Origin of the sequence: Streptomyces sp. NPDC005576 (genome assembly GCF_042871745.1) — a bacterium.
Lineage (GTDB): Bacteria > Actinomycetota > Actinomycetes > Streptomycetales > Streptomycetaceae > Streptomyces.
Genome location: NZ_JBIAJC010000021.1, coordinates 79,443 through 92,459 on the forward strand (window position 1 = coordinate 79,443; position 13,017 = coordinate 92,459).

At 72.5% G+C, this 13,017-nt stretch carries 9 protein-coding genes and 3 pseudogenes; 6 read left to right on the forward strand and 6 right to left on the reverse strand.

Annotated features, from left to right (window positions below):
• The first annotated feature begins 38 nt into the window (after positions 1-38).
• Positions 39-2,174, forward strand: a complete 2,136-nt coding sequence (gene ligA / locus ACFYPN_RS30260; RefSeq protein ID WP_389302642.1) for an NAD-dependent DNA ligase LigA — start codon at positions 39-41, stop codon at positions 2,172-2,174.
• 65 nt (positions 2,175-2,239) lie between these two features.
• Here the strand turns inward: ligA and ACFYPN_RS30265 are convergent, their stop codons facing one another.
• Complete coding sequence (locus ACFYPN_RS30265) at positions 2,240-2,782, reverse strand: GNAT family N-acetyltransferase (protein ID WP_389302645.1); 543 nt, start codon at positions 2,780-2,782, stop codon at positions 2,240-2,242.
• A gap of 180 nt (positions 2,783-2,962) precedes the next feature.
• Here ACFYPN_RS30265 and ACFYPN_RS30270 point away from each other — a divergent pair, with 180 nt between their 5' ends.
• Together ACFYPN_RS30270 and ACFYPN_RS30275 are read left to right on the forward strand one after the other, a co-directional pair.
• Entirely contained in the window at positions 2,963-3,712 is a 750-nt protein-coding gene (locus tag ACFYPN_RS30270) for a YoaK family protein (RefSeq protein ID WP_358762150.1), read from the forward strand.
• 130 nt (positions 3,713-3,842) lie between these two features.
• The gene (locus tag ACFYPN_RS30275; RefSeq protein ID WP_358762152.1) at positions 3,843-4,148 is read left to right on the forward strand and encodes a 4a-hydroxytetrahydrobiopterin dehydratase; all 306 of its coding nucleotides are present in this window, start codon (positions 3,843-3,845) and stop codon (positions 4,146-4,148) included.
• 94 nt (positions 4,149-4,242) lie between these two features.
• On the opposite strand, the gene ACFYPN_RS30280 is transcribed toward ACFYPN_RS30275, so the two are convergent.
• The 4 genes and pseudogenes from ACFYPN_RS30280 to ACFYPN_RS30295 all read right to left on the reverse strand — a co-directional run.
• Positions 4,243-5,070 (reverse strand): aldo/keto reductase, encoded by an 828-nt coding sequence (locus ACFYPN_RS30280; protein WP_389302649.1) that lies wholly within the window; start codon positions 5,068-5,070, stop codon positions 4,243-4,245.
• A 362-nt stretch (positions 5,071-5,432) separates the two neighbouring features.
• Positions 5,433-7,235, reverse strand: coding sequence for an AMP-dependent synthetase/ligase (locus ACFYPN_RS30285; protein ID WP_389302652.1), 1,803 nt, complete (start codon positions 7,233-7,235; stop codon positions 5,433-5,435).
• A 308-nt stretch (positions 7,236-7,543) separates the two neighbouring features.
• Positions 7,544-8,881, reverse strand: a complete 1,338-nt coding sequence (locus tag ACFYPN_RS30290) for an MFS transporter (RefSeq protein ID WP_389302655.1) — start codon at positions 8,879-8,881, stop codon at positions 7,544-7,546.
• Between the two features lie 134 nt (positions 8,882-9,015).
• Positions 9,016-9,704, reverse strand: a pseudogene (locus ACFYPN_RS30295) (LysR substrate-binding domain-containing protein); the annotation flags it as partial.
• A gap of 11 nt (positions 9,705-9,715) precedes the next feature.
• On the opposite strand from ACFYPN_RS30295, the pseudogene ACFYPN_RS30300 reads away from it, so the two are divergent.
• Positions 9,716-10,063: pseudogene (locus ACFYPN_RS30300) on the forward strand (bile acid:sodium symporter); the annotation flags it as partial.
• 171 nt (positions 10,064-10,234) lie between these two features.
• Here ACFYPN_RS30300 and fdhD read toward each other — a convergent pair.
• Entirely contained in the window at positions 10,235-11,083 is an 849-nt protein-coding gene (gene fdhD, locus ACFYPN_RS30305) for a formate dehydrogenase accessory sulfurtransferase FdhD (protein ID WP_358762160.1), read from the reverse strand.
• Between the two features lie 381 nt (positions 11,084-11,464).
• Between fdhD and ACFYPN_RS30310 the strand changes: the two genes are divergently transcribed.
• Together ACFYPN_RS30310 and ACFYPN_RS30315 are read left to right on the forward strand one after the other, a co-directional pair.
• Positions 11,465-12,415 carry a beta-ketoacyl-ACP synthase III gene (locus ACFYPN_RS30310; protein WP_358762162.1) on the forward strand — a complete coding sequence of 317 codons (951 nt, stop codon included), beginning with the start codon at positions 11,465-11,467 and terminating at the stop codon, positions 12,413-12,415.
• Between the two features lie 4 nt (positions 12,416-12,419).
• Positions 12,420-13,002: pseudogene (locus ACFYPN_RS30315) on the forward strand (GntR family transcriptional regulator).
• Positions 13,003-13,017: the final 15 nt, after the last annotated feature.

Below are 13,017 nucleotides of genomic sequence, written 5' to 3' on the forward strand. Positions count from 1 at the left end.
GCTGCCCGCGCGGCCGGTTGTCAGTGGGGGACGGCAGGATGGTGGCCATGACGAACCCAGCCGTCGCGCTCGCCGACGCCCCCGCCTACGCCGCCGCCGTCGAGGAGGCCACCCGCGCCGCCGCCGCGTACTACGCCACCGGGGAGAGCGCGCTCGACGACGACGCGTACGACCGGCTGACGCGCGCGATCGCCGCGTACGAGGCGGCGCATCCACGGGACGTGCTGGCCGACTCGCCCACCGGCAAGGTCGCGGGCGGCGCGGCGGTCGGGGACGTGCCCCACACCGTTCCGATGCTCTCGCTGGACAACGTCTTCTCCGGCGAGCAGTTCGCCGGCTGGACGGCCTCGCTGGAGCGCCGGATCGGCAGACCGGTCGAGGCGTGGAGCGTCGAACCCAAGTTGGACGGCCTCGCCGTCGCCGCCCGTTACCGCGCGGGCCGGCTCGAACGCCTGGTCACCCGCGGTGACGGCACCGCCGGTGAGGACGTCTCGCACGCCATGGGGACCGTCCTCGGCCTGCCCGAGGAGCTCGCGGCGCCGGTCACCATCGAGATGCGCGGCGAGATACTCATGACCACCGAGCAGTTCGAGCAGGCCAACACCGCCCGCACCGCCCACGGTGCGTCCCCCTTCGTCAATCCGCGCAACGGCGCCGCCGGCACCCTGCGCGCCAAGGACCGGCCCTACCGCGTCGAGATGACCTTCTTCGCGTACGGCGCGCTTCCCCTGCCGGACTCCGGCGATCTCGCGGAGCGACTGCTCGGACTGCCGCACAGTGAGGTCCTCGAGTACGTCGCCGGTCTCGGCGTGCACACGGCGGCGGACACCCCCGTCGCCCCGCGCACCCTCGGGACGGTGGAGGAGGTACTGGCACGGGTCGAGGAGATCGCCGCGCTCCGGGCTTCGCTCGCCTTCGGCATCGACGGCATCGTCATCAAGGCGGACCACGCCGCCGACCAGCGCGACGCGGGAAACGGCACCCGCGCGCCGCGCTGGGCCATCGCGTACAAACTCCCCGCAGTGGAGAAGGTCACCCGGCTGCTCGCCGTGGAGTGGAACGTCGGCCGCACGGGCATCATCGCCCCGCGCGCCGTGCTGGAACCCGTGGAGATCGACGGCTCGACGGTCGGCTTCGCCACGCTGCACAACCCCGCCGACATCACCCGCCGCGACCTGCGCCTCGGCGACATGGTGATGGTCCACAAGGCGGGCGACATCATCCCGCGGGTGGAGGCGCCCGCCGTCCACCTGCGGACGGGCGAGGAGACGCCGATCGAGTTCCCGGACGTCTGCCCGCAGTGCGGTTCCGCGATCGACACCAGCGAGCAGCGCTGGCGGTGCGTCCGGGGCCGCGACTGCCGACTGGTCGCCTCCCTCTCGTACGCCGCGGGCCGGGACCAGCTCGACATCGAGGGCCTGGGGACCACCCGGGTCGTCCAGCTCGTCGAAGCGGGTCTCGTCGCGGACCTCGCCGACCTCTTCACCCTGGAGCGCGAGCAGTTGCTCGGCCTGGAGCGGATGGGGGAGACGTCCACGGACAACCTCCTCACCGCCCTCGACACGGCGCGCTCCCGCCCTCTCTCCCGCGTTTTCTGCGCCCTCGGCATCCGCGGCACCGGCCGCTCGATGTCCCGCCGTATCGCCCGGTACTTCGCCACCATGGACCGGATCGTCGCCGCCGACGCCGAGATGCTCCAGCGGGTGGACGGCATCGGCACGGAGAAGGCCTCGGCCGTGGTCGCCGAACTGGCGGAGCTGGCCCCGCTGATCGAGAAGCTGGTGAAGGCGGGCGTCAACATGACCGAGCCGGGCGCCACCCCGCCGCCGGAGCCGGGTACGGAGGAGCCATCCGCCGACGCTGCCGCCGCCGACTCCGAGGACGGCGCAACCGTCGGCGGCGGGCCGGAACTCCCCCTGGCCGGCATGACCGTCGTGGTCACCGGGGCGATGACCGGAGCCCTGGAGAAGCTCTCCCGCAACCAGATGAACGAACTCGTCGAGCGCGCGGGCGGCAAGTCCTCGTCCAGCGTCTCCGGGCGCACCAGCCTGCTGGTCGCCGGGGAGAAGGCGGGCTCGAAACGCACCAAGGCCGAGGGCCTCGGCGTACGGATCGTCACCCCGGAGGAGTTCGCCGACCTGATCGCGGAGCACCTGGAGGCGGCGGGCGTCTGAGGACCGGGAGGCCCGGCCCGGCCCGTCGCGGGGCCGGGGCTGCTGTCCGGGCCGCGCCGGGCTGCTTACGTTCCCGAGTCGCTCCACCGGACTTCGCCCTCCACCACCTGGGCGGACGCCTTCAGCCCGAGCGCCCGCGCGACGGCCGTCGACGCGCCATGTCCCGGACGGATGTTCGCCGCCACCTCCGTCACCCCCTGCGCGCGCAGCCAGGACGCCATGGCGAGGGCTCCCTCACGCGCGTAGCCCTCGTTCTGGTAGTCGGTTCCGACCACCCAGGCGACCGACGCCTCCGACGCCGCCCCGGCCGCCGTGCGGTACAGCGTGGCCTGGACCGTGCCAATCAGCTGCCCGTCCGCATTCCGGCGCAGCATCCAGTTCAGCCAGCCCTGCGTACCGTCCGGGGACCGGCCCGCCGACTGGCGCCCGTACCGTGCTTCGAGCTGCGCCAGCGAGCTCGGTGTCCCACCCGTCCAGGTGTGGAGCCGGACGTCGGCGAAGACGGACACCGCCTCGCGTGCGTGGTCCACGCGGAGCGGCTCCAGGGTCAGACGCGGCGTCGTCAGAGGAACCGCGGCGGGCCAGCGCGGCGATCGGTGAGCGGACATCGACGCACCATAGCCCCGATCGGCCCGGTCCGGATCGGGCCGGACCGGCTTTGGTCCCGGTCCGGAGCACCGTGGCCGGACCGGGTGAGCTCTCGTACGGCGTGCCGCGCGTGTCGGTGATGGCACCGAGGGTGAATGAAACGGGACAATCCCACGGTCCCCACTGATCGGAGCGCTCCGATGGCGACCCTCCTGCGTGAAGCGTGGGCCACCCTGGTCCCCGATCCGGCCGGCCGGGACGGCCGGCTGCCGCCCCTGATGCTCGCCCTGACAGTCGTCACCGGTCTCGTGGATGCCGTCAGTTACCTGGAACTGGGCCGGGTCTTCGTCGCCAACATGACCGGCAACGTCGTGTTCACCGGTTTCGCCCTCGCCGGGGCGCCGGGCTTCTCGCTCGCCGCTTCCCTGGTGGCCATGGCCGCCTTCGTGGCGGGAGCCTTCGCCGGAGGTCTGATCGTCCACCGCACCCGCGCGGCCGGGCATCGCGGGCGACTGCTCCTGTACGCGCTGCTCACGGAGACCGTATGTGTGCTGGCCGCCCTGGTCGTCACCCTGGTCTCCGGCACCCCGTACGTGGGCGGCGTGCGGTTCACCCTCGTCGTGCTGCTCGGCCTGGGCCTCGGGACCCAGAACGCGGCCGCGAGGGCACTTGCCGTCCCGGACCTCAAAACAACCGTTCTGACGCTCACGATCACCAGCACCGCCGCGGACAGCCGGGCGGCAGGCGGGGCCGGCAGCCGGGCGGGGCGCCGGGCGCTGTCCGTCGCCGCGATGTTCCTGGGCGCGCTCGGTGGCGCGCTGGCCGTACTGAACGGACACCCGAGGCTCCCGCTGCTGCTCGCCGTCGTCCTGCTCGCGGCCGTGACCCTCGCGGCGGTTCCGGCGGCGCGGAGCGGGCGCGCCTGGGCCACCGGGCGCGCCCAGGGGTGAAGACCGTGCCGGTGCCGGGTGGCGACCGGGGGGCCGTGCGACGGACCATGACCGCAACTTCGACAGACGCCCCGCGTCGGGGCCCGTGTTCCGAGCCGCGCCGTCGCCTGCCCGACAAGGAGAGCCACCCATGCCGACCGAACCGCTCACACCGGCCAAGATCGAGGAAGGGCTGGGCGCGCTGCCCGGCTGGGAGTACGGGGAGGGCCGGCTGAGGCGGGGTTACCGGCTTCCCTCCCACTTCGCGGCCGCCGCCTTCACCCTGCACATCGCCCGGATCCAGGACGAGCTGAACCACCACTCGGATCTGATGCTCGGCTACGACACCGTCTCCCTCGCCGTGCACACCCACGACGCGGGCGGCGCAGTCACGGCCAAGGACCTCGCACTGGCCGCCCGGGTCGCCGCCGCCGCCCGGGTGCACGGGGCCGAGTAGGGCGGGAGAGCCGGACACGCCGACGGCGTCCCACCCGCAGCCGCGGGGGGACGCCGTCGGGCCGGACGCGCGCGGGACCGCGCATCCGGAGGGGTCAGTTGAACTCGGCCGGGTTCGGGCCGAGGCGCTTGCCCTCGTCGAGCGCGGCGAAGGCCGCCAGGTCGTCCGAGTCCAGCTCGAAGTCGAACACGTCGATGTTCTCGGCGATCCGCGACGGGGTCACGGACTTCGGGATGACGACGTTGCCGAGCTGGAGGTGCCAGCGCAGAACCACCTGGGCCGGCGTGCGGCCGTGCTTCTGGGCGACCGCGACGACGGTCGGGACATCGAGGAGGCCCCGGCCCGAACCGAGCGGGGACCACGCCTCGGTGGCGATGCCGTGCTTGGCGTGGGTGGCGCGGGACTCGGCCTGCTGGAGCTGCGGGTGGAGCTCGATCTGGTTGATCACGGGGACCACCGAGGTCTCGCCGATCAGCCGCTCGATGTGCTCCGGCAGGAAGTTCGAGACGCCGATGGCCTTCGCGCGGCCGTCGGCGTAGATCTTCTCGAAAGCCCGGTACGTGTCGACGTAACGGCCCTTCTCGGGCGTCGGCCAGTGGATCAGGTACAGGTCGACGTAGTCCAGGCCCAGCTTGCCCAGGGAGGTGTCGAAAGCCTTCAGCGTGGCGTCATAGCCCTGGTCGTCGTTCCATAGCTTCGTGGTGACGAAGAGCTCCTCGCGCGCCACACCGGCGGCGGCGACGGCCTTGCCCGTGCCCGACTCGTTCCCGTAGATCGCGGCGGTGTCGATGCTGCGGTATCCGGCTTCGATCGCCGTCGCCACCGCGCGCTCCGCCTCGTCGTCCGGCACCTGCCAGACACCGAAACCGAGCTGCGGCATGTCGACGCCGTTGTTGAGGCTGAGGGAGGGGACCTTGCTCACGAGCGGTCGATCCTAACGTCGATGGTGATTACAGGGATGAACAACGACCGAGGGGACTGATGCATTCCCCGATCCCGCCCCGCGTACCTGGAACGGTTCCCGGGACCGCGCCCCGTAATCTCCCCTTCGACCGCCCCCGTAAGAGCTCCGACTACCGCTCCGACAAGCGCTCCGATTGTCGCCCTGCTGTCGCTCCTGCGCTCTCGCCGGGCCGCTCACCGGCGTGGCCCCCGCCTCCCCGCTCGCTTCGCAGCTCCGTCCGGGTCGGTTCCGGGACCGGACCCGGGCAGCCCGCTGCGCCGGCTCGGGCCCGGGTGGCACGCCGGGAGCCGCCGCGCGGTCCGGCGGCCACCGGCCCGCGGTCAGCCGTAGAGGGCGTCCACCTCGACCGAGTACGCCGTCTCGATCGCCTTCCGCCTCAGCTTGAGGGAGGGCGTGAGCAGACCGCGCTCCTCGCTGAACCGGTGCGCCAGGATGCGGAACGTACGGATCGACTCCGCCTGCGACACCGCGGTGTTGGCCGCCACCACCGCGCGCCGTACCTCCATCTCCAGGTCCGGGTCCCGGACGAGTTCGGCCGGCGGCAGCGGGCTCCGCCCCTGCATCGCGAGCCAGTGTTCGACGGCCTCCTGGTCCAGCGTCACCAGCGCCGCGATGTACGGGCGGTCGTTGCCGACCACGATGCACTGGGCGACGAGCGGGTGCGCGCGCACCCGCTCCTCCAGCCCCGCGGGGGAGACGCTCTTGCCGCTGGAGGTCACCAGGATCTCCTTCTTCCGCCCGGTGATCGTCAGGTAACCGTCCTCGTCGAGCTCTCCGAGGTCGCCCGTGGCGAGCCAGCCGTCGTGGACCGCCGCGGCCGTGGCCTCCGGGTTGCCCAGATAGCCCGCGAACACCTGGCCTCCGTGCACCCACACCTCGCTGTCCTCGGCGATGTGCACGGTGGTGCCGGGGATGGGCTGACCCACGGTTCCGTACCTGACGCGGCCGGGAGGGTTGCCGGTCGCCGCGGCGGTGGTCTCGGTGAGGCCGTATCCCTCGTAGATCTCGATGCCCGCGCCCGCGAAGAAGAGCCCCAACCGCCGCTCCATGCCCGAGCCGCCGGACATCGCGTGCCGTATCCGGCCACCCATCGCGTCGCGGAACTTCTTGTAGACGACCTTGTCGAAGAACTGGTGCTGCATCCGCAGGCCCGCCGAGGGGCCGGGGCCCCTGCCGAAGGTCCGCTGTTCCATCGCCTCCGCGTACCGGACGGCGACCTCCACGGCCTTGTCGAACGGCCCGACCCGCCCCTCCGCCTCGGCCCGGCGGCGGGCGCCGTGGAAGAGCTTCTCGAATATGTAGGGGACGGCCAGGACGAACGTCGGCCGGAACGACTCCAGGTCCGGCATGAGCGCGTGGGCGGCGAGTTCCGGCTGATGCGCGAGCGTCACCCGGTTGCGCAGGGAGGCGACCTCGACCATGCGCCCGAAGACGTGGGCGAGCGGCAGGAAGAGCAGGGTGGACGGCTCCTCGCCCGGTCCGGAGCGGAAGACCGGCTCCCAGCGCTGGGCCATGGTGTCGGTCTCGAACATCAGGTTGGCATGGGTGATCAGACAGCCCTTCGGGCGACCCGTCGTCCCCGAGGTGTACACGACGGTGGCCACCGAGTCCGGTGTCACCGCGCGCCGGTGACGGTGCACCACCTCGTCGTCGATCCGGGTCCCCGCCTCCATCAGCTCGGCGACCGCGCCCCCGTCGAGCTGCCACAACCGCTTCAGCCGGGGCAGCCGGTCGATTACCGAGCCCACCGTCATGGCGTGGTCCTCGTGCTCCACCATGATCGCGGCGACTTCGGCGTCGTGCAGCATCCACAGGACCTGTTCGGCCGAGGACGTGGGGTAGACCGGCACCGACTGGGCGCCCAGGGTCCACAGGGCGAAGTCGAAGAGCGTCCATTCGTAGCGTGTACGGGACATCAGGGCGACCCGGTCGCCGAACCGGATGCCGTGTGCCACGAGCCCTCGCGCGAGCGCCAGCACCTCGTCGCGGAAGGCCTGGGCAGTGACGTCCTGCCACTGCCCGTCCGCGTCCTTCCGGCCGAACGACACCCGTTGCGGATCATCGTGCGCCTGTTCGAAGACGGTGTCGGCGAGGCCCCCGACCGGACGTCGTGCGGCTGCCATGGGTGGGACGGTGAACTCGCGCAATGACCTGCTCCTTACGGCGCTCCGCACAGCGCCGCGACGCTACCCCAACGAGAGGGGGCTTGGGAGGCGAAAGGGCCCGTCCCCCCTGGCCTCCCCCGCCGGGCATACGTCGAAATCCGGCCAGATGGGCAAGGCTCGGGCGCACTTCTGACCCTGGAGTAACTACATGCCCCCCTTTCTGCACAGAATCTGTACAGGCGGGAGCGCCCCGTATCCCCGCCGAGGAGCGCCGAGCGCGGCCCTCCGGACGGCCGCGTACCGGTCTGTTCGGGCCCCAGTGGTCCTCACGTGGCCGGGGTGGCCGGGGTGGCCGTGGCGGGCTCGGCCGGTCCACCGGCCCCGGAGCGTGTCGGCCCGCGCCGTCCGTCCCCGGGCGGCAGGAGGAGGGGAGTGGCGAGGAGCAGCAAGCCGGTGAGGCCGAGCGCCGGGCGGGCACCGACCGCCGCGGCGAGGAGGCCGGCCAGGGCCGTCAGCGCGGCGATCGCGCCGGTGCCGGTCACCCGCCACGCCACCAGGACCCGCCCGACCCGCTCGGACGGCACCCGCTGGAGGCGTTCGGTCGCCAGCATGGGGTTGAACACGCCGATACAGCTGATCAGGACCAGTTCGACAGTGATCACCAGGACGGTCCCGCCGCTCCCCGGCCCGACGAAGAAGAGTCCCACCGGCCACAGCGCTCGCAGCGCGCCGGAGGCGCGCAGTACGCGGCGGTGCCCGTACCGCGCGCGCAGACGCGGGGCGAGCCGGGCGCCGAAGAGGCCGCCGACGCACGGCACTCCGAAGGCGAGCCCGTAGCGCCAAGCAGTCCAGCCCAGGTCGTCCAGGAGCAGCACGGCGAGCAACGGCTCGGTGGCCATGATCAGGGCGTTGACGGAGACGGAGTTCCAGAACAGCGCGCGCAGCCGCCGGTCGGCATGGATGAACCGCCAGCCCGCGACCAGGTCGGCCGCCCGGACGCCCGCCTTCCCGGTCCGCTCCTGCCCCGGCTCCCGGTGGCGGATCGCGCCGATCCCCAGCGCCGAGAGAAGGAACCCGAGGGCGTTGACGAAGACGGTGACCACCGGCCCGAACAGACCGATGGCCGCGCCACCGAGGGGTGGGCCGACCGCCGTGGCGGTCCAGGTGGTCGACTCGAACCGCCCGTTGGCCACCAGCAGGTCGTCCGGGCGTACGAGCTGCTTGAGGTACGCGCCGGCGGCGGCGGTGAACGCGATGTTCGACGCCGCGCCGGTCACCGACACGGCCAGCAGTTGGGGATAGGTGAGCAGGCCGGTGACGTACGCGGCCGGGATCGAGACCAGGGCGGCGAACCGCACCAGGTCGGCGCCGATCATGACGGGCTTCCTGCGCCGCGCGTCGATCCACGGCCCCAGGGGGAGCGCGAGGAGCGCTCCGGCCGCCAAGCCTGCGGCCGGCAGCGCCGAGACGGCGACGGGACCGGCGTGCAGCACCCGGATCGCGATCAGCGGGAACGCGCCGAACCCCAGCGAGGTACCGGTCGTCGAAACGGCGAAGGCCGCCCACAGCCATCCGAACGAGCGCCCGATTCCGCGTTGCCCCGGTCCGCGTTGCCCCGGTCGGTGCCGCCCTTGTCCGTGCTGCCCCACCCCTTGCCCTGCCATGAAGAAGAACCTCCGTCACCCTCGCCCCATGTCGTGAACGCTGTGGATCCGATCAGGTCAGGGGGGCCGAGATCCAACAACCGGCGGGTGGGCGAGCCACAACCACAGGTTGTACGGCCTGGCGGGACCCTGGGTCAGGAGACGGGCGCGATGTGCCGGTCCGTGGCGTCGTCGGAGCCCCCGAAGCCGCAGAAACCACGGTGCAGCCGATCTCCGCCCCCGAGGATCGCGGCGGCGCGGGCGTCCGCAGCCTCCGGCGAGCCGCCCCGGCGGTCTCCGTGCAGCAGTACGAAGTCGACGTCACCGAGGTCCGGCAGCCCGGCCCGGGTCGGCACCTGCACCCGGCCCGGCGGGATGAGCCCCCGGGTGTGCGCCATCACGCCCAGCTCGGCGCGGGCCGCCGCGATCAGTCCGCTCGGGCTCGTACTGGTGCACGCCGGCCGCCAGGACCGCCCGTGCCGTTCCAGCACTTCCAGCGCGCGGGCCCGGGTGATGCCGGGCGGCGGAAAGACGATGAGCGGCAACGGCCGGTCCGGCTCGATCCGCAGCTGCGGCGCGCCGATCCAGATCAGCGCGTCCTGTCCGACCCACTCCCCGTGGGTGTCCCCTGCCCGCCGCTTCGCCTGTACGAGGTAGCCGGCCGGCCGCGAGCGACTGGTGGAGCGAGCCGGACAACTCCACGGCCAGTTCCAGCTCGACCCTCCGGGTGCTCCTTGCGGAACCCCTCCAGGATCTCCGGCAGCCGGGTCAGGACGAAGGCTTCCGACGCGCCGAAGCGCAGCCGCCCACGCGGTCGGGTCCCGGCGAAGAACGCGGAGGCGCGTCCCCTTCCTGGTGGGGCAGCTGCTGCGCCGCTGGACCAGCGGCTACCTCGGACGCCACAGGAAGATCCTGGGTTACGTCGACCGGGGCTCGATCCCGCTCGTCGTCTGCACCGCGTTCAGCGAGGGCATGGTCGCCGGTGTCTGGCACCAGGTGACTCCGCTGCGGCTCGTCGCGCTGCTGGCCGCCGAGGCGGTCCTGCTGGCCGTCATGCTCCTGGCCACATGGAAGGGAGCGAAGCGGCTCGGCTTCGCCCGCGCCGACCGGACAGCCATCCAGTTCGCCGGATCGAAGAAGAGCCTGGCTTCCGGACTGCCGATGGCGAGTGTCCTGTTCGGCGCGCATGCGAGCCTCGCGGTCCTGCCGCTGATGCTCTTCCACCAGATGCAGCTGATGGTCTGCGCGGTCATCGCGAAGCGCCGGTCCCGCGCCCCCGAGGAGCCGGAGGCAACCCGGGGTGGCCGTCCGGAGCACGGCGGCCACCGCGGCCTGACGGGCCCGGCCGCGAGGGAGGCACCCCGAAGAGCGGCCTCAGCCTTCGGTGACCGGTGTCCGCAGCGCGATCCGGTGCTCGCCCGCGTACACGTTCATCGACGGCCCCCGCAGGAAACCGACGAGAGTCAGCCCGCTCTCGGCCGCCAGGTCGACGGCGAGCGACGACGGCGCCGACACCGCGGCCAGGACGGGAATCCCGGCCATCACCGCCTTCTGCGCCAGCTCGAACGAGGCCCGCCCCGACACCAGCAGGACCGACCGCGACAGCGGCAGCCGGTCGTCCGTCAGGGCCCGCCCGACCAGTTTGTCGACCGCGTTGTGACGGCCGACGTCCTCCCTGACGTCCAGCAGCTCGCCCTCCTCGGAGAAGAGAGCGGCCGCGTGCAGGCCGCCGGTCCGGTCGAAGACCCGCTGCGCCGCGCGGAGCCGGTCGGGCAGGGCCGAGAGCAGCTCGGGCGTCACCCGCAACGAGGGCTCGTCGGCCACCGGATACCGGGTCGTCGTCCGTACCGCGTCGAGACTGGCCTTGCCGCAGAGGCCGCACGAGGACGTCGTGTACACATTGCGCTCGAGGGTGATGTCGGGAACCACGACACCCGGTGCGAGCCGCACGTCCACCACGTTGTACGTGTTGACGCCGTCCGCCGTCGCCCCCGCGCAGTAGACGATCGACCTGACCTCGGACCCGGCGCCGATGACGCCCTCGCTCACCAGGAATCCCGCCGCCAGAGCGAAGTCGTCGCCCGGGGTGCGCATCGTGATGGCGAGCGGCTTGCCGTTGAGGCGGATCTCCAGTGGTTCCTCGGCGACGAGGGTGTCGGCGCGGCTCGACACCGCTCCGTCCCGGATGCGGAGTGTGCGGCGTCGCTCGGTGACCCGTCCCATGGCTCAGACCCGTTCCTGTACGTGTGCGTGGGGAGGCCTCGGCGGTCCATGCGGCGGAGGCACCCGCCCCTTCCGGCCGTCGCCCGGCCGCGGTCGCCTTCACGATCTCATGGTCGGCCGCGGGGGCCGGGAGCCGCAGGGTCGCCGTTCCCGCAGCCTCAGCCGGCGTCCGGTGAATCGAGGGCCGCCACTGCCGTGCGCGACAGAGAGCCTGACGATCCGGCAGGAGGGAGGACCGCTCCATGCCGCCCGTGGGAGGCGGGCCTGTCGCCAATGCTCCAACCCGTGGTCCGTAATCCTGTCGGATCACGTGCCCCCGTACCGGACAGTAGCGACCAAGACTGGATGGTTCCTGCCATACGTAGCGAGGGGAACCCGTACATGACCGGCTCACGTGTCGTGGCGCTCGGCCACTACCAGCCCGCGAAGGTGCTGACCAACGACGATCTTGCCGCCATGGTCGACACCAGCGACGAGTGGATCACCAGCCGCGTCGGCATCAGAACCCGTCACGTGGGTGGCCCCGACGAACCGGTGGACGAGCTGGCAGCCCACGCGGCCGCCAAGGCACTCGCGGCGGCGGGACTCCAGGCCTCCGAGATCGATCTCGTCCTCGTCGCGACCTCCACGGCCATCGACCGCTCGCCCAGCATGTCGGCGCGGGTCGCCGCCCGGCTGGGCATGGGCTCCCCGGCGGTGATGGACATCAACGTGGTCTGCTCGGGCTTCACCCACGCCCTCGCCACGGCCGACCACGCGATCCGTGCCGGAGCGGCCACCCGTGCGCTGGTCATCGGCGCCGACAAGATGGGCGACATCGCCGACTGGACCGACCGCAGCACCTGCGTCCTGGTCGGCGACGGGGCGGGCGCCGCCGTGGTCGTCGCGGAGCCGGAGGGCACCGGCACACCGGGCATCGGCCCGGTGCTGTGGGGCTCGGTGCCGGAGATGGGCAACGCCGTACGGATCGAGGGAACGCCGCCGCGCTTCGCCCAGGAGGGCCAGTCCGTCTACCGGTGGGCCACCACGCAGCTGCCGCCCATCGCGCGCAGTGTGTGCGAGAAGGCGGGGATCGCCCCCGAGGACCTGGCGGCCGTGGTGCTGCACCAGGCGAACCTCAGGATCATCGAACCGGTGGCCCGCAAGATCGGCGCCGTCAACGCGGTCATCGCCCGGGACGTGGTGGATTCCGGGAACACCTCCGCGGCCTCCATCCCCATGGCCCTCTCCAAGCTGGTGGAGCGGGGCGAGATCGAGAGCGGCGCACCCGTCCTGCTCTTCGGCTTCGGCGGCAACCTCTCCTACGCCGGCCAGGTCATCCGCTGTCCGTGAGGCCGTGCCGAGGCTGGAACGACCGGCCCCGTTGCACGAACGCGTGTACGAGGCGCTGCTGGAACTCATCACCGTCCGCGCTCTCCAGCCCGGTCAGCATCTGGTCGAGAGCGCGCCGGCCGGCCGGCACGGCGTGTCCCGACAGCCGGTGCGCGAGGCGCTCCAGCGGCTCGACACCGAGGGATGGGTCGCATCTGCGCCCCGCGCAGGGCGCCTTCGTGCGTGCCGACTGGCCGCCGCCCACGCGGACGCCGACGGCGTAGCGGCGCTGGAGGAGCTCACCCGGCCGGGGCGAGGCGGCGGTCGCCGAGGGCGACGTCGATATGGCACTCGCGCTCAACGCCGAGTTCCACGCCAAGGTCATGGAGCCGGCGGGGAACGTGGTGCTCTCCGCCCTCGCCGCCCAGACCGGGCGCCGGGTCCGCTGGTACTGCACACCGGTGGCCCGCCGACGGGGCGAGCAGCCCTGGTTCGAGCACCGTGAGCTGATCACTGCCATCGCCACCCACGACGAGCAGCGCGCCACGGAGACCCTGCGGGCGCACACGGAGCACACGCGCCGGACGTACCAGCGCGAGAAGGGCTGACCCGGCGCGCGTTCC

What these genes read in the sequence shown, in the direction of transcription:
- ACFYPN_RS30290 (WP_389302655.1), bottom strand. Translation starts at nt 8,881, where the DNA reads ATGGCAGGGCAAGGGGTGGGGCAGCACGGACAAGGGCGGCACCGACCG.
- ACFYPN_RS30310 (WP_358762162.1), top strand. Translation starts at nt 11,465, where the DNA reads ATGACCGGCTCACGTGTCGTGGCGCTCGGCCACTACCAGCCCGCGAAG.
- ACFYPN_RS30285 (WP_389302652.1), bottom strand. Translation starts at nt 7,235, where the DNA reads ATGGCAGCCGCACGACGTCCGGTCGGGGGCCTCGCCGACACCGTCTTC.
- ligA (WP_389302642.1), top strand. Translation starts at nt 39, where the DNA reads ATGGTGGCCATGACGAACCCAGCCGTCGCGCTCGCCGACGCCCCCGCC.
- ACFYPN_RS30275 (WP_358762152.1), top strand. Translation starts at nt 3,843, where the DNA reads ATGCCGACCGAACCGCTCACACCGGCCAAGATCGAGGAAGGGCTGGGC.
- ACFYPN_RS30270 (WP_358762150.1), top strand. Translation starts at nt 2,963, where the DNA reads ATGGCGACCCTCCTGCGTGAAGCGTGGGCCACCCTGGTCCCCGATCCG.
- ACFYPN_RS30265 (WP_389302645.1), bottom strand. Translation starts at nt 2,782, where the DNA reads ATGTCCGCTCACCGATCGCCGCGCTGGCCCGCCGCGGTTCCTCTGACG.
- fdhD (WP_358762160.1), bottom strand. Translation starts at nt 11,083, where the DNA reads ATGGGACGGGTCACCGAGCGACGCCGCACACTCCGCATCCGGGACGGA.